General features: G+C 66.5%; 18 protein-coding genes. 14 read left to right on the forward strand and 4 right to left on the reverse strand.

The genetic code is table 11. The annotated features are described in order from the left end of the window. Positions 1-222: 222 nt before the first annotated feature. The 6 genes from HCR12_RS05290 (at position 223) to holA (ending at position 10,714) form a co-directional block, all read left to right on the forward strand. The gene (locus HCR12_RS05290; protein WP_166869266.1) at positions 223-4,422 is read left to right on the forward strand and encodes a hypothetical protein; all 4,200 of its coding nucleotides are present in this window, start codon (positions 223-225) and stop codon (positions 4,420-4,422) included. Between the two features lie 76 nt (positions 4,423-4,498). Then, complete coding sequence (locus HCR12_RS05295; RefSeq protein ID WP_166869264.1) at positions 4,499-6,160, forward strand: SpaH/EbpB family LPXTG-anchored major pilin; 1,662 nt, start codon at positions 4,499-4,501, stop codon at positions 6,158-6,160. A gap of 82 nt (positions 6,161-6,242) precedes the next feature. Next, positions 6,243-7,235 carry a class C sortase gene (locus HCR12_RS05300; RefSeq protein ID WP_224763686.1) on the forward strand — a complete coding sequence of 331 codons (993 nt, stop codon included), beginning with the start codon at positions 6,243-6,245 and terminating at the stop codon, positions 7,233-7,235. Continuing rightward, positions 7,232-8,707 carry a SpaH/EbpB family LPXTG-anchored major pilin gene (locus HCR12_RS05305; protein WP_166869261.1) on the forward strand — a complete coding sequence of 492 codons (1,476 nt, stop codon included), beginning with the start codon at positions 7,232-7,234 and terminating at the stop codon, positions 8,705-8,707. Before HCR12_RS05300 ends, HCR12_RS05305 begins: the two co-directional genes overlap by 4 nt. Further along, a complete protein-coding gene (locus HCR12_RS05310) occupies positions 8,704-9,690 on the forward strand; it encodes a class C sortase (RefSeq protein WP_224763687.1) in 987 nt (328 codons plus the stop codon). Before HCR12_RS05305 ends, HCR12_RS05310 begins: the two co-directional genes overlap by 4 nt. Before the next feature lie 10 nt (positions 9,691-9,700). Beyond that, the gene (holA, locus tag HCR12_RS05315) at positions 9,701-10,714 is read left to right on the forward strand and encodes a DNA polymerase III subunit delta (protein ID WP_166869258.1); all 1,014 of its coding nucleotides are present in this window, start codon (positions 9,701-9,703) and stop codon (positions 10,712-10,714) included. A 73-nt stretch (positions 10,715-10,787) separates the two neighbouring features. On the opposite strand, the gene rpsT is transcribed toward holA, so the two are convergent. Continuing rightward, complete coding sequence (gene rpsT / locus HCR12_RS05320; RefSeq protein WP_166869256.1) at positions 10,788-11,048, reverse strand: 30S ribosomal protein S20; 261 nt, start codon at positions 11,046-11,048, stop codon at positions 10,788-10,790. A gap of 253 nt (positions 11,049-11,301) precedes the next feature. Here rpsT and HCR12_RS05325 point away from each other — a divergent pair, with 253 nt between their 5' ends. Continuing rightward, a complete protein-coding gene (locus tag HCR12_RS05325; RefSeq protein ID WP_166869254.1) occupies positions 11,302-11,664 on the forward strand; it encodes a DUF4190 domain-containing protein in 363 nt (120 codons plus the stop codon). A 62-nt stretch (positions 11,665-11,726) separates the two neighbouring features. On the opposite strand, the gene HCR12_RS05330 is transcribed toward HCR12_RS05325, so the two are convergent. Further along, positions 11,727-12,845, reverse strand: a complete 1,119-nt coding sequence (locus HCR12_RS05330) for a hypothetical protein (RefSeq protein WP_166869252.1) — start codon at positions 12,843-12,845, stop codon at positions 11,727-11,729. Positions 12,846-13,040: 195 nt separating this feature from the next. Between HCR12_RS05330 and lepA the strand changes: the two genes are divergently transcribed. From lepA to hemW, 6 genes are read left to right on the forward strand one after another with little or no spacing between them, the layout of a single operon-like run. Next, positions 13,041-14,897 (forward strand): translation elongation factor 4, encoded by a 1,857-nt coding sequence (gene lepA / locus HCR12_RS05335; protein ID WP_166869250.1) that lies wholly within the window; start codon positions 13,041-13,043, stop codon positions 14,895-14,897. A 37-nt stretch (positions 14,898-14,934) separates the two neighbouring features. Further along, a complete protein-coding gene (locus HCR12_RS05340; RefSeq protein ID WP_166869248.1) occupies positions 14,935-15,471 on the forward strand; it encodes a DUF1990 family protein in 537 nt (178 codons plus the stop codon). Further along, on the forward strand, positions 15,468-15,668 hold the full coding sequence (locus HCR12_RS05345) for a hypothetical protein (protein ID WP_166869246.1): 201 nt from the start codon (positions 15,468-15,470) through the stop codon (positions 15,666-15,668). The genes HCR12_RS05340 and HCR12_RS05345 overlap by 4 nt, the downstream gene beginning before the upstream one ends. Positions 15,669-15,719: 51 nt before the next feature. After that, on the forward strand, positions 15,720-16,454 hold the full coding sequence (locus HCR12_RS05350) for a DUF1990 family protein (protein ID WP_224763688.1): 735 nt from the start codon (positions 15,720-15,722) through the stop codon (positions 16,452-16,454). 21 nt (positions 16,455-16,475) lie between these two features. Next, positions 16,476-16,994, forward strand: a complete 519-nt coding sequence (locus HCR12_RS05355) for a DUF1990 family protein (RefSeq protein WP_166869244.1) — start codon at positions 16,476-16,478, stop codon at positions 16,992-16,994. Between the two features lie 35 nt (positions 16,995-17,029). Further along, complete coding sequence (gene hemW / locus HCR12_RS05360) at positions 17,030-18,253, forward strand: radical SAM family heme chaperone HemW (protein ID WP_166869242.1); 1,224 nt, start codon at positions 17,030-17,032, stop codon at positions 18,251-18,253. Positions 18,254-18,259: 6 nt separating this feature from the next. Here the strand turns inward: hemW and HCR12_RS05365 are convergent, their stop codons facing one another. Both HCR12_RS05365 and HCR12_RS05370 read right to left on the reverse strand, forming a co-directional pair. Further along, positions 18,260-18,649, reverse strand: coding sequence for a DUF4870 domain-containing protein (locus HCR12_RS05365; RefSeq protein WP_224763689.1), 390 nt, complete (start codon positions 18,647-18,649; stop codon positions 18,260-18,262). A 60-nt stretch (positions 18,650-18,709) separates the two neighbouring features. Then, positions 18,710-19,072 (reverse strand): DUF4870 domain-containing protein, encoded by a 363-nt coding sequence (locus HCR12_RS05370; protein ID WP_166869240.1) that lies wholly within the window; start codon positions 19,070-19,072, stop codon positions 18,710-18,712. Between the two features lie 175 nt (positions 19,073-19,247). Here HCR12_RS05370 and hrcA point away from each other — a divergent pair, with 175 nt between their 5' ends. Next, positions 19,248-20,279 carry a heat-inducible transcriptional repressor HrcA gene (gene hrcA / locus HCR12_RS05375; protein ID WP_166869237.1) on the forward strand — a complete coding sequence of 344 codons (1,032 nt, stop codon included), beginning with the start codon at positions 19,248-19,250 and terminating at the stop codon, positions 20,277-20,279. The last annotated feature ends 5 nt before the right edge of the window (positions 20,280-20,284 follow it).

The raw sequence follows: 20,284 nt of genomic DNA on the forward strand, positions 1-20,284 counted from the left end.
GCTTCACCCGAAGCGATTCCAAACCCTAGACTCCCGTGCCCGCACGGGAGGTAGCTGCTGCGCAGCGCTGGTGGGGAATGCCACGGCTCGAGGTGGTCTGACCGCCGTCTCGCCGTGCCATTGGCGTGCTCTTTCGCGCGCCATCCACAGCGATGACGAACGTCAGCAAGGGGGGATCTGCTACCAATGCAACGTAGCGGCGCGCTTCTGCTTGCACTCCTGATGAGTGTGCTCGTCGGTTTTGCGGCTCCGATCGGAGACGCGGCCGTGGCGACGACCGCCGTCAAGGACCCTGTGCTCGCGCAGGCCACTTCGACGGCCAGCCCTGCCAATATTTCTCCTTTCGCTGCGGCCGAGACGATTAGCTGCAGCTACGGCGACACCGGCACGGGACAGCACAAGGACACCCTGTGCTGGTTCGACTTCGCCTACATGAACGGCGCCACGAAGACCCCCTTCTCGACGGAGTGGGTCGAGACCTTCGTGACGCCCGACAACCAAATCGTTTGCAACGGCACGAACTGCACCGCAACGGTCACCTGGGCGAGCGCGATGGGCGCGGCCTACGGGAGCCGCACCGAAACACGCAGCGCGAGCGGCAACTCGGTCGCCGCAGGACGTATTGCGGCCGTCACCGCTGCTCGGAACGCCGCGCGTGCCGGGCTGTTCGCCGATGGAAACCGCTACTACGGCAACGTCACCAACTTCCCCATCGAGGTGCCGCTTCCAAACAGCAGCTACGTCTTTAGCGCGAAGCTCGACGTCTCCGCGCCCGCTGGATCGGTTGCCCAGCACGTGCAGTCACACGTCTTGCCCACGTACGCGGGTGCGTACATGGGGAACAGCTTCTACACGGGAACGACAGGCTTCCCTGCGCTCTACCAACGCACCGACCGTGCGGCCGAAACTGCAGCAAACCGCACCACGACGATCACTCTCAAGCAGATCAGGATGTCGTCGGAAGGCACGCCTGTGAGCGGCTACTCGGTTGTGATGGCCGACGCGGAAAGCACCGACGACGGCGAGTCGATCCGTTTCTCGCACAGCAACGCGAGTGCGATGCGATGGTTGCCGAACAACTCGACGGCATTCTCCAGCGCGACGTCGAACAACGCGCGCCGCCAGGCGGCTGTGGGTAACAACGTCTGCAACGGCGAGACATCTACCAACTACCGCAACCAGTGGGCTTCCCTCACTGCCCCGAACCCCGTGAACTGCACCGGCTCTACGGCGGGCAACAAAACAGGTGCCGTGATGCTCAACGTGTTGCCGCCGGCTCAACCCACCACCGACTGGAGCGTGACTCAGACGATGGTCGGCCGAGGCATCCAGGGGGTCGCCTTTGGTGTGTTGATCGGCCGTGTCAACCTCACGGTTGATGTCGCGCACCGCGTTCCCGACTCCACGGGCGCCCCGATCTCGGCAGAGTTCGGTGCGCGTGCTTCGGCCCCCGGGTTTGCGCCGATCGAGGCGACCACCGGCACTACGAGCCTGTCCGGTTCGGTCAACCCATCGTTCCCGATCCCGGCAAGCGGCACTCAGCTGAATCTTTCGGGGGTGCCCAACGAGTGGGACTCCTCGTACACCCAGACGTGGCAGTGCATAAAAACGGGTGGCCCCACGACCGTGTACTGGCCGGGACCGCAATCGTCGCAAACGAGCCCCACCCCGCCGGCGACTAACACCGCGTGGTTCGTGTTGCGGCCGGGCGAATACATCGACTGCACCGTCACGTACACGCCCCCGTACATCACGCTCGTCAAGGATGTTCAGCAGGCCGGAACCGGTGCCACCAACGTTGCCGCAGACTTCACTCTTGCTGTCGCGGGCGCCGGAGATTTTGCGGCGACGACATCGAAGACGAGTGCCGCGGGTGTGGCGCCGGGCGCGACAGGGGTGAAGCTCCCTATCGCCGCCAACAGTGCGAACCCTGCCGATGTCTACTCGTTCAGTGAGACAGGGCCACACAACAACCCCTGGCTGTACGGCTACGACTGGACCGACATCACCTGTGTGGCGAACAGCGGCTCAACGGCGTTCCCGAACACGGCATTCACAAAGACCATCAACACTGAAGGCCAGGTTTCCTCCACGGGACTCAAAGTCGCGAAGGGGAATGACCTGCGGTGCACGTTCCGCAACACGGCAAACGAACCCCGACTCGTGGTGAAGAAGGATGCCTTCACGGCGCCAGACGCTGCTGCGAGCAACCTCCTGGGTTGGGGCACAGCGGTAGCGGGGCAGAGCGACGTCTACTACCGGATCACGTTCGATAACGCTCAGGGCAGCGCCCCGATGACCGTGGATCACACTGACTACCTCGCCGATGTGCTCGACGATGCAACGTTCGTGGCTGGGAGCTTCCGCTACGGCACGGGCGCGGAAGCGGGATACTCGGCAGCGTCAACGTCCCCGAACGGCATCACCGTAACGGATCGGCACACCGCAGCGGATCCGACGGTGGCCTTCGAAGGTACGCTGCCGGCGCGCTCTACTCGGACTGTCTGGTTCCGCGTCACCACGCTTGCGAATGATGTGCGCTCCACGGATCGCGCTGAGGGATATGAGCGAGAGTCGGGCGTCACCGACGTCCCCAACCGTGTTGGGTTCGCGCTGAATAACTACCTCGTGCCGACCGGTGCGCCGCTTCCTGCTGTGTGCGCTGACCCGAGCACGGGAGCTCCCGTCATCGACTCCAGCTGCACCCATCATCCGATCGCTGCGTGGTCGGTGTCGAAGGGGTCGCAGCCGGAAGACGGCGCCATGATCCACAGCGGCGGAAACATCTACTACCGCGTGAAGATTCAGAACTTCAGCGGCAGCACGATGACGGGCGTGCAGCTTGTCGACGACATGACGGAAACGCTCGCCGCAACGCTGTGGGACCCCACCGCTCCCCCCGCTGTTACGGTGCCCTACGGCATCAGCTTCTACACGGCGAACGACTCCCACATCGCGGGTGGAGACATCGTCTGGAACGCGGCGACAGGGCCAAAGCCCGTCTTCGGCCTCAAGCCTGGTGCCTCGGGTGACCCGGCGGCGTTTGACGCCGACTTCACTGACGGCACCCCGTTCCCGAACGGGCAGTGGACTTTCACGACGCCGTCGTTCACGATCCCCGCCGCCATCAACGGTCAGAAGGTCGCGTACGCGATTGTCGGCTACGCGGTCGAGGGTGGAAAGGTTGCGAGCCCGGCAAACCCCGAGCTGCAGTACCTCGCCAACGGCACGGCTCCCGTGTCTGCGTTGTCGAGTGCAACGTGGGTGAACACCGCGACGGCGGGCGCGGCCACCATCGGCGGGCGTGCCGTGCAGCCCACCACCTGTTCGGCTCCGCAGCTCGCTGCGCTCGTCGAGATGCCTGACGAGTGCACCACTTTCCACGCGCTGGGGGAGAGCTACTTCCATATCTGGAAGAAGAGCTCCAACGAGGGCGTGGGCGGTTCCGGGCAAAACCTCGTGGGGAGCACGTTCGTCCTCGCCGACACGCAGGCGGATGCGGTTGCAGGGATCGCCTCGCGTTGGCTCTGCCGGGCGGGCTACGCCGTCCCGAATCCGCAAGACCCGATGAGCGAACCGCTGCACGCTGTGGGCACGCTCACTGGAGTCGACTCGGGCGCGAAGGTGCTCGACATCGGCAAGGACTCGGCGACGTATCGGTCGATCGAAGAGGCGAACCGAGTGCGTGCCGCCTACAACTTCGCGAACAACCTCCATTCCACATCGCCGGGGTTCCGGCCGGAGCTCAGCCAGTGTGGGCTGTTCTTCGAGCTCCAGGGCCCCGAGCTCGACGACGGGCAGGCGCCTGGTTCGTGGCGCGCGAAGGATATTCGCGGTGGTGATCTGGCGGCAAACGGTCTCGCTCCGCTGGCGAAGTGGCGTACCGAGAGCGCCCTCAACGATCCGTCGGATCCGAGCCAGGGGCGTCACGGCACCTACTGGATCGCCGAGATGGTGGCGCCCGACAAGCACCAGCTGTTGGCCGCTCCGTTCAAGATCTGGGTTGCACCTGATGCATCCGCGACGACGGGCGGGCTCTTCCCCGGGCATCCGAACTGGTACGAGTACCAGGGCCGCCTCTCCCTCCCGTATGTGGGCGAGGGTGAGCCGGAGCCGACGTTGCCCGGTGGAACACCCCAGCTGGGCGGACTCGCTGCTGCGACGGCGGATGGGTTGAAGCTTCGCGCGATGTGTGCCGACGCGTGGGCGCTTCCTGCGAACAACCAGCCGGCGTGCGTGATGCCCACCGGATGGAGCATGCCGATCTTCGACGTGAAGATGCGCGAGCTTCCGCTCGCAGGAGGAACAGGCACGTTGCCTCTCGGCCTCGCGGGCGGAGCGGTCCTGCTACTGGCTGTCATCGGTGCGTGGTGGTGGCGTCGCCGCACGGCCGCCGCACCTCACGATCACGAGCGTGCGTAAGCCGTTCGCACCCATTGACCACCCGCGCGCAATGAGCGGGTTTCACACCAACAACCTCTTCTCAAGAAAGGGAATCATGAGAACAACCACCAAGAACCTCGCCGCAGGTGCGGGTGCGCTGCTCACCGCAGCCGCTCTCGCGCTGGGCGGTTCGGCGGCCGCGTTCGCGGCCCCGCCGCTACCGGCCCCCGAGTCCAGTGACGTGATCATCACCAAGCTCAAGCAGCAGACGCCGCTGGGTGCCCCCGGTGATGGCACCGAGTGGGACAGCTACGACCCTGCTTCGCGCATCGACGGCGTCACGTTCGAGGCCTACCTCGTGCCGGGCACCGGTAAGGACGGCGCAAACGACATCGGCACCAACGCCGGGCAGCAGGCTGCCGCTCAGCTCACACCGTCGGCAGCGCAGAGCTCCATCGACGCCGCCTCGCCCGCGGTAGTCCCCACCACCGGGGTCACCGGGGCGGCGGGCACGGCTGGTCAGATTCGGTGGGACGACCTGCCGCGCGGTCTGTACCTGGTCAAGGAGAACCTGAGCTCCATGCCTGCGGGCGTGACTGCCTCGGCGCCGTTCCTGCTTGCTGTTCCCATGACCGACCCGGTCAACCGGGACGCCTGGATGGACACGATCTACATCTACCCGAAGAACGCGGCCGTCACGGCCGTGAAGACGGTGGACAACGCGTCTGTGCTGACCGTCGGTGAGACCGTCGACTGGACGATCGCAACCGACATCCCGCTGCTCCAGAACCCCTCGTTCGATGGCAGCGAGCCGGTTTCGGCCACGAACCCGCAGTTCGTTGCCCCCGATGCCTACCGCATCGACGACACTCTCGTTGACGAGCAGCTCACGTTGGCGCCCGCCTTCGTCGAAGGTGCGAACGGTGGCATCGTGGTGACCGTCGCTGGTGCAGCCCTCACCGAAGGAACCGACTACGCGGTCGTTCGCGACCTCTCGGTGACCGGCCAGACCACCTACCGCATCGTTTTCGAAGCTGCTGGTCTCACGAAGCTTGCAGAAGCGGTCAACGCTGACGCCACCGCTCAGGTGGAAGTCACCCTCACCACGACGGTGCAGTCCGCTGACGAGATCACCAACAACGCGAACTTCTTCCCGAACCAGAACGCGATCACGAACAACCGTCCTTTCCCGGCAACCCCGTCGCAGGTGAAGTACGGCAGCACCCAGCTGAACAAGGTCAGCACCGACGCCGCTGCGTCGCTCGCCGGCGCTCAGTTCCGTGTATTCGCTTCGGAGGCCGACGCGCTCGCACAGACCAACCCGCTGATGCCGGCTGTTGACACCGACAACTACGACGCGGCGACCGGAACCTGGACGACTCCCGCCAGCGGCGAGCTCGTGCTCGAGGGTCTGCGCTTCAGCAACTTCGCTGATGGAGAGGCACAGCTTCCCTTCCTCGACGCGTCGGGTAACCAGACCGATGTCGAGGCAGACAAGGCAACTGACAACCCGAAGTACCAGACCTACTGGCTGGTCGAGGTTGAGGCGCTTGCGGGCCACCAGCTTCTCGCAGAGCCGATCGCGTTCACCATCACCAGCACCGACGCGAGCGCGACAGCGTTCGAGGTGACGAACCAGCACAACACTGGCGCGTTCGTTCTGCCGCTCACCGGTGGCACGGGCACGGCGTTCCTCACCATCGCCGGTATTGCTCTCCTCGCTGTCGTTCTGCTCGTTGCGCGTCGTCGCCGCGCTCAGGCAGTGACTGCGGAGTAACACCCCCTGTCCGGATCCCGCCATCGTGCGGGATCCGGACTCGCTCTCGATTCCCTTGAAGCACCGGAAGGAGGCGCCGATCGTGAACGTCAACGTGATGCACCGTGCTGACTCACGCGGCGTCTCCGGCCGGCGCCGGGCGGGAGGGCCCAGGGTGCGGAGGCGCACGTCGGCGAAGGCGATGTGGGCGCCGGTCGCGTTGCAGGTGGGCGCGATGGTGGGGATTGGTGCGTTGCTCTATCCGACAGCAGCCGATTGGTTCGCCACTCTCGCCCACAACGCGGAGGTCTCCGGCTACGTTCGCGCCATTGAGGCGTTGCCGGAAGCGGAACGTCTGGAGCATTTGCAAACCGCGCAACGGTACAACTCGTTCATGCCGCCCGGGTTGCTGCGCGATCCTTATAGTCCGGGGGAGGACGACCCGGGTCTGTATGCCGATACGGCGTACCGTGCCTACGAGCAGGTGCTCCGTGTGAGCGCCAACGGCGTCATCGGCGAGATGTCATACCCGCGTCTGGGAATCGGGTTGCCGGTCTATCACGGAACGAGCGATGACATCCTCTCGCGCGGCGTTGGCCATCTGTACGGCAGCTCGCTCCCGGTCGGCGGATCGTCGACGCACTCCGTGCTGACCTCGCATTCGGGACTCGTGCACGCAGAGCTCTTCACGCCGTTGACGGGCGCGCAGATCGGCGACACGTTCACCGTCATGGTGCTCGGAGAGACGCACACGTATCGCGTCGATCAGATCGAAACGGTGCTCCCGGACCAGACGAGTTCGCTCGAGGTGGTCGACGGCCGTGACTACGTCACGCTGATCACGTGCACTCCCATTGGGGTCAACAGTCACCGGATCCTGGTTCGCGGCGTTCGCCTGGCGGATGACGCTTTCTCGGCTGACGCGCGCGAAGTCGCGGGCGACGGCAAGGCGGCGGGCTTCCCGTGGTGGTCCGTCATCTTTGTGGGGGCTTCAGGCGCGTTTGCGCTTGTGCTGCTCGTGAAGCCTCGTTCCCGCGTGGCGATTTCGACGGCAGCGCATGCCGCTGGCGCCCCGAGAGAAGGGGAAGCTGGATGACGACCTCTCTTTTCCGTGCCGTCGCGGTCGCTGCGGGCGCGATGTTCACTGCGATCGCGGTGTCTTCCGGGGCGGTTGCCGCGCACGCTGCCCCGCTTCTTCCCGTGATCGATCCGGATCAGGTCACGGCAATCGTTGTTCACAAACTCGAGCAACCGGTCGATCCGGGCCTCGCCGCCGACGGTCTCCCTCTCGACACGGCGGGCTTCAGTCCCGTTGCGGGAGCTGGCTTCAGCGCGACCCGCGTTCCGGGCGTCGATGTCATGACGCCCGAAGGTCAGCGTGCTGCTGCCGCGATGACTCCGTCTGATGCGGCGGCATTGATCTCCTCGGCATCTCCCGATGCCACTGGCACGACCGGTTCAGACGGCCTCACCACGCTGTCACCGCTCGCCGTTGGTCTCTACTACGTTCAGGAGACGGTCACGCCCGCCGGGTATGTCGGTGCCGCTCCGTTCCTCGTCGCTCTTCCCATGACTCACCCCACTGACCGTGGCGGATGGCTGTCGACTGTGCACGTGTATCCGAAGGGTGCACCGGCGCGCCTGACGCTCGATGTGTCGGATGCGAACGCACGGGCGCTCGGCGACGAAGTCACGTGGACCGCGCGCGCCGACATCCCGCGCATGCCGACCATCGACGGCTACCGGATCGTTCACGAGATCGATCCGAAGCTTGATCTCGTCGACGGCACGGCGCGCGTCCGCGTGGCTTTCGGCGCCTCTGGAGCGCCTGTTCTTGAGGGTGGCGTTCACTACACGGTCTCTCTCTCGCCCGACGGTCTGACGTTCACCGTCGACTTCACGGAGTCGGGGCGGACGCTGCTCGCGCAGCACACGGGCTCGCACGTGCTCGTGGAATTCCCCACCACGGTTCTGGGAGAGGGCGAGCTTGTCGTGAAAGCCTCGCTGTATCCCAGCAAGGCGATCATCGATGCCGCTGAGGGTGCCCCCGGCCCTGTTGAAGCTCAGAACCTCACTAAGTGGGGCGCGTTGAAGGTGCAAGCGACGGAGCGCGGGAAGCCGTGGAACCCTGTCGCTGGGGCCTGTTTCATGGTGTACGCGAGCGAAGCAGATGCGCGTGATCGGGTCAATCCGATCACTGTCAACGGCGTGAGCGAGTGGCGAACCGATGCCAACGGCCTGCTGAATGTGAACGGCTTGCGGTTCAGCGCATTCGTGGATGGCTTGGACCGCGAGGCGAGCGACCCGCTCTACCGTCACTACTGGGCTGTGCCCTCGTGTGTGCCCACCGGCTGGAAGTGGACAGACGATCGGCCACTTCCCGGCGTAATCGACTCCGTCATCAACGCGAAGGCTCTCGCCTTTGAGGTGGAGGATTCGAACGATCTGGCGACGACCGGCGCGCAGGTGGCGGGTACCGCTTTGCTCGCCGCGGTGCTGATCGGTGGCGGCCTTCTCCTCGTTGCTCGCCGCCGGGAGCGCCAGAGCGAATCAGCGCACACGTTGTGACGGCCACCACCGCGCGCCCGCAATCGCAGAAGCGCCACACGCTCGTCAATGTCGTCCTGCAACTCGCAGCGATGGTCGCGATCGGCCTGCTCGTGTATCCCGATGCTGCTAACTGGGTGAACAGCATCGGACACAACTCCGAGATCTCGGGGTATGTGCGCGAAGTCGAGAGCACCCCGTCTGAGGAGCGTGAGCGCATCCTCGATGCGGCGTACGCGTATAACGATCAGCTGGAGCCGGGCCCCCTCACTGACCCCTACATCTCGATGTCGCAAGACGCGCAGGAGCGCAGCAAGCTCTATCAGGCGTACGAGGAGATGTTGCGTGTGAGCGGCACCGACGCAATCGGCACGCTCAATTTTCCTGCCGTCAACATTGCGTTGCCCATCTTCCACGGCACGTCCGAGGAGGCCATTTCCCAGGGCGTCGGCCACATGTATGGCACGTCGTTGCCGGTCGGTGGACCGTCGACGCGTTCGGTGTTGACCGCGCACAGTGGGCTTCCGCACGCGGCTCTCTTCACTCCGTTGCACGCTGCCAAGGTGGGCGACACGTTCTGGATCTCGGTGCTCGGCGAGGATCACCACTACATCGTTCGCGAGATCGAGATGGTCGAACCGGGCAACACAGAATCGTTGCGGATCATCGAGGGGGAGGACTGGGTGACCTTGTTCACCTGCACCCCCGTGGGTGTGAACAGCCACCGCCTTCTCGTGCATGCGGAACGGATTCCGGATGCAGACGCCGGGCCGCTCGAGCAGACGATCTCCGGTGACGGTGTGCCGCTCGGATTCCCCTGGTGGGCTGTCTGGTTCGTGGGCGGTTCCGCACTCATCGCCTGGATTCTCTTCGTGCCTCCGCGTAAGAAGTCGCGAAAGCGACCTCTGCCCTCAGCGCCAGAGTCGCCGTCAGGGGCGCCGTCGTCGTCAGCGACCCGCGCGACGGTGTCCGAGCCGCTCACTAGGCTGGAGGGTGAGCAGTAGAGGGGGCGCCATGGCGGTTGCATCGAAGGCATCGAAATCGGTGATCTCGCAGGTGGCGTGGCATGCGGTGACGCAAGCTCCTGTGGTGCTGGTGACCGGCCCCGAGACTCTTCTCGCCGACCGCGCTGTTCGCGCGCTTCGCGACGGCATGCGCGCGGCGGATCCCAGCCTCGAAGTGTCCGACATCGACGCTGGCCAGTACGCTCCCGGGCAGCTGCTCACTCTCGCGAGCCCGTCGTTGTTCGGCGAGCCGCGTCTCATCCGGGTGAGCCAGGTGGAGAAGTGCACTGACGCGTTCCTCGAAGAGGCGATTTCGTACCTCAGCGCTCCTGCTGACGACACGGTTGTGGTGCTGCGTCATGGGGGAGGGGTGCGCGGCAAGAAGTTGCTCGATGCGATTCGCTCGGGGCGGGGCGGCGGCATCGAAGTGGTGTGTGCCGAACTCAAGCGGGAGGGCGACAAGATCGACTTCGCGAACGCCGAGTTTCGTGCCGCCAAGCGCAAGGTCACTGCAGGTGCTGTGCGTGCTCTCGTTGCAGCGTTCACCGACGATCTTGCCGAGCTAGCCGCTGCGTGCCGCCAGCTCATCTCCGACACGGATGGCGATATCACCGAGGCAGTCGTCGACAAGTACTACTCCGGCCGTTCCGAGGTCACCGCTTTTGCGGTCGCGGATGCCGCGATCGCGGGGCGCGCGGGCGAGGCCCTCGGGTTGTTGCGGCACGCCTTGTCGTCGGGCTCAGACCCGGTGCCGATGGTTGCGGCGTTCGCCATGAAGATTCGTACCATGGCGAAGCTTGCGGGGTCGCGCGGGTCGTCGAACGACCTTGCCCGCCAGTTCGGGTTGCAGGCATGGCAGGTGGATCGTGCTCGCCGCGACCTGCAGGGCTGGTCAGACGAGGGGCTCGCGCGCGCCATCTCCGCACTCGCGTCGGCTGACGCGGAGGTAAAGGGTGCTGGCCGTGACCCGGTGTATTCGCTGGAACGTCTGGTGGGTGTGATCGCTTCTCGCGGCGCCCGCTAACCCCGGCTCGCTCCACATAGAAAACGGGCCCCACATCCGAAGATGTGGGGCCCGTTGACGTTGTGCGGCTGAATTACAGCGCGGCAACCTGCTTCGCGATCGCCGACTTGCGGTTGGCGGCCTGGTTCTGGTGGATGACGCCCTTGCTGACAGCCTTGTCGAGCTTCTTGGTGGCCTTGACGAGGGCGGTCTCGGCCGCAGCCTTGTCGCCCGCGGCGACAGCCTTGCGGGTGGCCGTGATGACCGTCTTGAGCTCGCTCTTGACGGCCTTGTTGCGCTCCTGCGCCTTCTTGTTGGTGCCGATGCGCTTGATCTGCGACTTGATGTTCGCCATGAGTGTCTTTCGTTCGTTACGGAAGGGATCGGCCGGGGAACGGTAGAGGGGCGCTTCCGGCAACACGCGTGGAGGAACTCACACGTAAACCAAGGGTCGACTTTACCAGCTGACGGGCTCGGATGCCAATGCACCGGTGAGCATGTGTCGCGGAAAGACGGCCTCCCCACAGCCTAGCGCGGTGGTTGACCGTTCGGGGCATCCGGGGGTTGGCCGGATTCTCCCTGAATCGCCGTAACGGGAGGCTGGGTGCATGACAGAGACGACCTCCCTTCCCGCCATCGACGCCGACCCGCACGTCGGTTCCGCGCAGTCGCCGACTGCGGTGCCGACAGTGCCCTCGGAGTCGGCCTCGGGTGCGAACTCGAGCGGATTCGGCATTGCGAGCCTCGTGCTCGGAATCGCGTCGATCCCCACGGGGCTCGCGATCGCCGCGGTTGCCGCGATCGTCCTCGGGTTCGTGGCGCGGGCGAAGGAGCCGGCTGCGCGCACGATGGCCAACTGGGGCATCGTGCTCGGCATTGTCGGACTCTTCGGAGGCGTCATCCTCGGGATGCTCGGCTTCCTCGTCTTCACGCCGTTCGCGCTTCTTGGCCTCGGGTGGTTCTGGATCTGATCCCGGGCTGGACATGACGGAGGGCCGGTGCTGCTGCACCGGCCCTCCGTATGTTCGTGCGATCAGGCGTTCGCGGCCCGACGGCGAGCGGCGATCACGACGGCTCCGAGGCCGGCGAGACCCGCGATGGCGGCGATGGCGATGCCCGCCTCGGCTCCCTCGGCGCCCGTCGCCGCGAGCTGCGGCGTGGTCGCCGCAGGAATCGTGTCGACGATGCTGAGGTAGTCGATGAGCTGCGGTTGCACGCCCAGGTTGTACAGCGTGGAGTCGTCGTCGAGGAGGACGCAGTAGGTTCCCGTCGTCCAGTCCTCAGGCAGCGTCACCGTGATGCTGAAGGTTCCGTTCTCATCTGCGACGTTGCTGGTGTCCTCGAAGCTCAGGCTGTCTTCGCCGGGCTCCTCGTCTCCGTCGAGGCACTCGTGCACGCTGATATAGACCACGGCCCCCGGGAACCATCCGGTGCCGGAGAAGGTGATGCCGGTGGACTTCGCCGCGGCGAGCGTCACCGGGTTCGGGGTGATCGTGCGCGTCGGGATGGGCGTGAACACACTCGTCTCGCCGAACGCCTCGAAAGCGTAGATGGAGGTCGCAGCGCTGGGGTTGACGAACAGTCCCGCCGCAAGGACCTGGGGGGTGACGCCTTCGTACAGCTCAGCGGCGAACGCGTCGAGGGTTGCGGTCTCATTGGCCGTGAAGGGGCCGAAGGCGCGCGAGGTCTGCCAGAGTGTGCTGCTGTCGACGTTGCCGCTGGCTGCAGGGCGCAGAGTGGTGAACTGCTGGTCGGTCTCGCCGGGCTCACCGAAGACCGGGAGCTGGAGCGTCCAGTCGGAGTTCGAGGCGTGTACCGAGATGTCCTGCACGGCGCCCACGAACTCGTCGGCGGTCGCCGGCTGCGCCACGCGCGTCGTCAGAGGCTGCGCCGCCTGCGTGGCCGAGTTGGAGATGTTGAGGCCCGTCTCGGAACTCGACACCGTGCCTGTTCCGCCGGGGTAGGACGAAGTGCTCACGGCGCCCCAGAACCAGGCATCCGTGGGGTAGGGGCCCGACTCGTTGGTGAAGTCGGAGTCCGTGTAGAACACCGCGTCACCGACGGGCGTAGCGGCGGCGGCAGGCGACGCGATCGCGACCGCGGCGAAGGTCGCAAGCGCACCGGCAGTCAGCAGTGTGGTGGTTTTCTTCATAACGGGGAGGTCCTTTGGGTTGCGGCGGGTGGAATCTCACGGGAAGGTTTCTCACGACCATAGCGGAACGATGCTCGCATTTCGGATCTATCTGAGTGTCACCTGTGCCCAATTCGGGGGGAGTCTGAACCGTCTCCCGGAGCTCCAGGGAACTCGGTTCGCGAACGCCTGCAGACATGGGACAATCGTTCGGATATGTCACCCCGCGCCCTGAAGCCTCTCTCGCCTGCTGCGACCGATCCGTCGCGCATCCGCAATTTCTGCATCATCGCGCACATCGACCACGGCAAGTCGACCCTCGCTGACCGCATGCTGCAGATCACGGGCGTCGTGTCCGACCGTGACATGCGCGCCCAGTACCTCGACCGCATGGACATCGAGCGCGAGCGCGGCATCACGATCAAGTCGCAGGCCGTGCGCATGCCGTGGGAGGTCGACGGCGAGACGTTCGCCCTCAACATGATCGACACCCCCGGCCACGTCGACTTCACCTACGAGGTCAGCCGCTCGCTCGCAGCCTGCGAGGGCGCGATCCTGCTCGTCGACGCAGCTCAGGGCATCGAGGCCCAGACGCTCGCGAACCTGTACCTCGCGATGGAGAACGATCTCGAGATCATCCCCGTCCTCAACAAGATCGATCTCCCGGCAGCCGACCCCGAGAAGTACGCGAAGGAGATCGCCCAGCTCATCGGCGGCGACCCTGAGGAGGTCCTCCGGGTGTCGGGCAAGACCGGCATGGGCGTCGAGGCGCTTCTCGATCGCGTCGTCGGCCGCGTTCCCGCGCCCGTGGGCGATGCGAACGCGCCGGCACGCGCCATGATCTTCGACTCCGTGTACGACTCCTATCGCGGTGTCGTCACCTACGTCCGCATGGTCGACGGAAAGCTGAACCCGCGCGAGCGCATTCAGATGATGTCGACCCGCGCCACCCACGAGATCCTCGAGATCGGCGTGAGCTCGCCCGAGCCGACTCCGTCGAAGGGGCTCGGCGTGGGCGAGGTGGGCTACCTCATCACGGGCGTGAAGGACGTGCGCCAGTCGAAGGTCGGCGACACCGTCACGACTCTGGCGAAGCCCGCCACCGAAGCACTGCCCGGATACACCGACCCGCTGCCGATGGTGTTCTCGGGCGTCTACCCGATCGACGGCTCCGACTACCCGGAGCTGCGCGAGGCCCTCGACAAGCTCAAGCTCTCGGATGCGGCGCTGCAGTACGAGCCCGAGACCTCCGTCGCGCTCGGCTTCGGCTTCCGCTGCGGCTTCCTCGGCCTCCTGCACCTCGAGATCATCACCGAGCGTCTCAGCCGCGAATTCGGCCTCGACCTCATCACGACCGCGCCGAGCGTGCCGTACCAGGTGACGACCGACGACAAGAAGACCGTGACGGTGACCAACCCGTCCGAGTACCCGACCGGCACGAAGATCGCCGAGGTGCTCGAGCCGATCGTCAACGCGTCGATTCTCGCGCCGAAGGAGTACGTCGGGGCGATCATGGAGCTCTGCCAGCAGCGCCGTGGCACCATGAAGTCGATGGACTACCTCGGCGAGGACCGCGTCGAGCTCAAGTACACCCTCCCGCTCGGCGAGATCGTCTTCGACTTCTTCGACCAGCTGAAATCGAAGACCCAGGGCTACGCATCGCTCGACTACGAGCCCGCGGGCGAGGCGCCCGGCGACCTCGTGAAGGTCGACATCCTGCTTCAGGGCGAGACGGTCGACGCGTTCAGCGCGATTGTGCACAAGGACAAGGCCTATGCCTACGGCACCATGATGGCGACGCGCCTGCGCGAACTCATCCCGCGCCAGCAGTTCGAGGTGCCCATCCAGGCGGCGATCGGCGCGCGCATCATCGCGCGCGAGAACATCCGCGCGATGCGCAAGGACGTTCTCGCCAAGTGCTACGGCGGCGACATCTCACGTAAGCGCAAGCTCCTCGAGAAGCAGAAGGAGGGAAAGAAGCGCATGAAGATGGTCGGTCGCGTGGAGGTCCCCCAGGAGGCGTTCATCGCCGCGCTCTCGGGTGATGTCGAGAAGGCCAAGGACAAGAAGTAGTCCGCGTTCGTCCTCTGGCGCCGCCTACAGTGGCCCCGTGACATCGTCGAGATCTCGCTCGCTCAGCTACGCGCCCGAAGGCATGTCGCGCCCCGGCGCGGCTCCTCCCGCAGGGTTCCGCGTGGGCGACCGCCGTGTGCGGCTCGGGGAGGGGGACGTCCTCTGGGATCGGGCGGCGTCGATCGTCGACGGCTGGGTGGTGAAGAAGGGCGTCGGCTTCGTCGTCGCGCCGGATGACGCGCGCGTGGTCGTCGGGCGCGATTACGCGACCCGGTTCGGTGTGGGGCGCCTGCGGCTGCTCGAACCGGTGCGCGTCGTGTGGACGGTCGACGAGCCCGATCGCCGCGGTTTCGGCTACGGCACGCTGACGGGGCATCCGCTGCGCGGCGAGGAGTGCTTTCTCGTGGAACGGGATGCCGACGGATCGGTGTGGTTCCGCACGCGCACGGTGTCGCGCGTCGCGGGCTCCTGGTGGCCCCTGTGGCTCGGCATCCGTCTCGTGCAGCCGCTCATGCAACGACGGTACGCGCAGAGCGCTCTCGTCCAGGCTGCGGCGCTTAGAGTGACCTGGTGAACGACTCCTCTGACGAGCTGCCGGGTTTCCGCCGGATCCGCCGCGACCTGCTGGGCGAGGCACCCGACCGAGTCGACGGCGTCGCCCGACTCGGCTACGGAATGGGCGGCCCGAAGGGTCCGTTCGATGCTCCGCCCGAGGAGCCCATCGAACTCGACGCCGATGAGCTGCCGTGGGAGCTGCGCGACGAAGCGTAGCCTCCGACCCTTTCGGGGTGTTTCCCCGGAATCGTCTGGGAGAATGGGGGCGTGTCACCTGCGTCATCGCCCCCCGGCGACGCCATGCGACGGTCGACGGCCCCCGCCTCGACCGCTTTTCGCGACCCCTCGCAGCTGTGGCGCGTGCCGGTCACCTATGGCGCGGTCGGGGGTGCCCAGGCGGGCGACCTGATGGCCTACCCGCCGAGCGGCTACCGGCCGTTCGAACGCCGCATCCGCATCGGCCACGGCGAGGAGCGGTGGGAGTTCGCGTGGATGCGCGTCATGAGCTGGGGCATCCAGCGCGGCGCGGGCCTGCGGGTCACCCCGATCGAGGCTCCCCCCGAGGCCACGGATGCCGCGTACATCCCCGTCGCGTTCGATGACGACGGCAACCCCATCCAGCGCGCCACCGTCGGCGAGGCAGGGGAGGCGCTCTACACCTCTGAAGGCGACCCCATCCTGCGCGCGGGCGATTCGGGTCTGCTGCGCGCGCCGTTCTGGCCGCAGACCTTCCCGGTTCGCGTCGTGTACATCATCGACGAGAAGGATCGGCGTGGTGCCGCCTTCGGAACGCTTCCCGGCCACCCGCTGTCGGGCGAGGAGCTGTTCGTCGTCGAACGTCGTCCGGATGGGTCGGTGTGGTTCACGGTGCGCATCCTGTCGCGCGCATCGGAAGGCTGGTGGCGTCTCGCGACGCCGTTCCTGCGGGTGGTGCAGGCGGTCTATGTCCGCCGTTACCTCACCGAACTCACGGGCCCGCTGCCGCTGCTTGCCGACGCGTAGCGCACCGGACATCATGGGCCCATGGCCGAGCCTGAGGTGACGTACGCCGCCGTGGGCCGCAGTCTCGACGACGTTCCCGACGAGACCGGGTTCCGGACGACACAGCGTGACGTCGAGCTCGGGCACGGCGCCGAGGTGTTCGCGCGCGCGGCTGCCGCGACGATGTCGTGGCAGATCCAGCGCGGCGCTGGCATCCGCGTGCAGGTCGACGCTGTCGAGCCCGTCCGCACGCTGCGCGCCGGGGACGCCGCGATCATGCGCGTGCCGCTCTGGCCGTGGGAGGTGCCCTGCCTCGTCGTGGCGACGATCGACGAGCCGCGCCGCATCGGATTCGCGTACGGCACGCTTCCGGGGCACCCGGAGAGCGGGGAGGAATCGTTCGTGGTCGAGCATCTGCCGGATGACTCGGTCGTGCTGCGAATCCGGGCATTCTCGCGGCCGGCGACGTGGCTCTTCCGCATCGGATACCCCGCCGTGCTGCTCATGCAGCGCATCTACACCGACCGCTACGTTCGCGCGCTCCTCGCCCACCTGCGCTGACAGCGAGCGGGGCCCGGAGCAGGGAGAATAGAGGGATGCCCAGCGCCCTGCCCCTCGCCGATCCGGCGCCCGCCGACGGCGCTCTTCCGGCGTCCGCGGCCGCCGCCTCGGACGAGCGCGACTTCGGCGTGTACCTGCATGTGCCGTTCTGCCGCGTGCGCTGCGGGTACTGCGACTTCAACACGTACACCGCCTCTGAGATCCGCGGAGTCAAGCAATCCGACTATGCAGGCCAGGCTGCCGCCGAGGTGGCGTTCGGACGCCGCGTGCTCGAGGAGGCGGGGGTCGCCTCTCGCGCGGCGTCGACCGTGTTCTTCGGCGGCGGCACGCCCACGCTGCTGCCGACGTCCGATCTCATCCGCATGCTCGATGCGGTGCGCGAGGCGTGGGGGATCGCACCGGATGCCGAGGTGACGACGGAGGCGAACCCCGATTCGGTCACCGAGGAGGGCTTCCGCGAGCTCGCCGCAGCCGGGTTCACCCGGGTGAGCTTCGGCATGCAGTCGGCGGTGCCCCACGTGCTGCGCACGCTCGAGCGCACCCACGACCCCGCGCGCATCCCGCTCGTCGTCGAGTGGGCGCGTGCTGCGGGGCTCCAGGTGAGCCTCGACCTCATCTACGGCACCCCGGGGGAGTCGCTCGATGACTGGCGAGCCTCGCTCGAGCTCGCGCTCGCACAGCAGCCCGACCATCTCTCCGCCTACGCGCTCATCGTCGAGGATGGCACCAAGCTCGCCCGCCAGATCAAGCGCGGCGAGGTCGCCTCGCCCGATGACGAGCTGCAGGCCGACATGTACGAGCTCGCGGATGCCATGCTCGCCGACGCCGGCTACGACTGGTACGAGATCAGCAACTGGGCGCGCGACGACGCCCACCGTTCGCGCCACAACCTCGCCTACTGGACGGGTCAGGACTGGTGGGGCGTCGGACCGGGAGCCCACAGCCACGTGGGCGGTGTGCGCTGGTGGAACGTCAAGCATCCCGCCGCCTACGCGGAGCGCCTCGCGGCGGGTGTGTCACCCGCCGCGGGCCGCGAGACTCTCGACGCCGAGACCCGCCGTGTGGAGCAGGTGCTGCTGCGTTCGCGCATCAGCGACGGCCTGCCGATCGCGCTGCTCGACGATGGTGGCCGGGAAGCCGTCGCGGGACTCATCGCCGACGGTCTCATCGACGGCCGCGCGGCGATCTCCGGTCGCATCGTGCTGACGCGCTCGGGCCGGCTGCTCGCCGACGCGATCGTGCGTCGTCTGCTGCCCTGAGCGCGCTCAGCGGATGAAGCGGATCGCCACGGGGTAGGTGTAGTACTCGCCGTTGTTGGCCTTGACCGCCGCGATGATGCCGAAGACGATCGCGACGACCCATGTTGCCGCGAGGATGAGGAATCCGACGAGCACCAGCGTCGTGATCCATCCGACGACCGCCGCGATGAGCAGGGTCAGCTGGAAGTTCAGTTCGGTAGCGCTGTGCGCGCGCACCAGGGGGCCGCGGTCCTTGAGGATGACGTAGCCGATGATCCCGATGATCCAGCCGAAGCCGGCGAGAGTGAAGAAGTTCGCCACGGCTCCGCCGACGTGCAGCAGGGTCGACCACAGGCGCTCGTCCGAAGGCGACATCGGCTGCGGGCTGTTCGCGTAGGGGTTCTGCTCGTTGCTCATGAACACATCAAAGCACGAGCGCCGGGCCACTGACCCGGCGCTCGTGAGAGATCTCTTCGATTACTTGATGAGGCGCAGGGCGAAGGGGTAGCGGTAGCTGCCGCCCTCGTTGACCTTCACGAAGCCGATGATCGAGAAGACGACGCCCGCGATCCAGACCAGCCACGGCAGGAAGAAGAGCAGACCGAACGAGATCACCACGAGGATGTATGCGGCGACGTAGGCGATGCCGAGCGTGATCTGGAAGTTGAGCGCCTCCTTGGCCTCGACGCTCGTGCGGGGGCCGCGGTCCTTGAAGATCGCCCAGATGATGAGCGCCGGAATGATCCAGAAGATGCCGCCAAGGTGGGCGAACGAGGCCCACTGCTTGTCTTCCGCCGCTGTGAGAGGGGCGGCCGGCTGCGGCGATGCAGAGTCGGTCATGGTGGTGGTGCCTTTCTGTCTGGGGGCTCCCGAGTGGCGGGCGAGATAAAGCTAGCGCTCGGCCCGCGGCGGTGCAACGGCATCCGCAGGTCCCGCGCGTTATCATTGGCAGTCGAAGCCCGGGAGTGCCAGGGGATTTCTCTGTGCCGATCACGAGTCAGGGAGGGGCGCGCACATGGTGTCAGAACGCAGCCTCGCAGTGCTCCGCGTCATCGTTCAGGACTACGTCTCGACGCGCGAGCCGGTCGGCTCGAAGTCGATCGTCGAACGTCACGCGTTCGGTGTCTCGTCGGCCACGATCCGCAACGACATGGCCCAGCTCGAGGAAGACGGGCTCATCGCGGCACCGCACACCTCCTCTGGCCGCATCCCCACCGACAAGGGCTACCGCGTCTTCGTCGACCAGCTCACCGAGCTGCGTCCGCTGAGCACCGCACAGCGCAGCGCGATCGAGTCGTTCCTGGGTGAGGCCTCCGACCTCGACGAGGTGCTGCGGCGCACCGTGCGACTGCTGTCGCAGCTCACCAACCAGGTAGCGCTCGCGCAGTATCCGTCGTTCGGCATCTCCCGCGTGCGCCATGTGGAGCTCGTCTCGCTCTCGCCCACGCGCGTCATGACGGTGCTCATCACCGACACCGGTCGCGTCGATCAGGGCACGGTGGAGATCCCGCAGACGGATGACCCTGAGGTGCTCGCGCGTCTGCGCGAGAACGTGAACGTGGCGCTCGACGGCGTCGCTCTGCAGGGTGCGGGCGCCATCCTGGATGCGCTGCCCGAGACCATCGCCCCCGAGCACCACGATGTCGCGCGCCCGATCCTCGCGAATCTCGCTGATCAGGTCGCGGCGAACCGCGACGAACGGCTCGTGCTCGCGGGTGCCGCGAACCTCGCGCGCACCGAGCGGGATTTCACAGGCTCCATCTATCCCGTGCTCGAGGCCATCGAAGAGCAGGTCACGCTGCTGAACCTCATCGGCGAGATCGATCCCGACGAGACGCGCGTCATCGCACGCATCGGCAGCGAGAACAGCGGATTCGGCCTCGGCGAGACGAGTGTGCTCGCGAGCGGGTACGCGGGGCCGGGCGGCGGGGTCGCCCGCCTCGGCGTGTTGGGGCCGACGCGCATGGATTATTCGAGCAACATGGCGGCTGTGCGTGCGGTCGCCCGCTACCTGTCGCGCCTCATCGGCGACGACGAGATCAGATAGAGGAA

The sequence above is a fragment of the Salinibacterium sp. ZJ70 genome, assembly GCF_011751865.2.
In the GTDB taxonomy this organism is placed as follows: domain Bacteria; phylum Actinomycetota; class Actinomycetes; order Actinomycetales; family Microbacteriaceae; genus Homoserinibacter.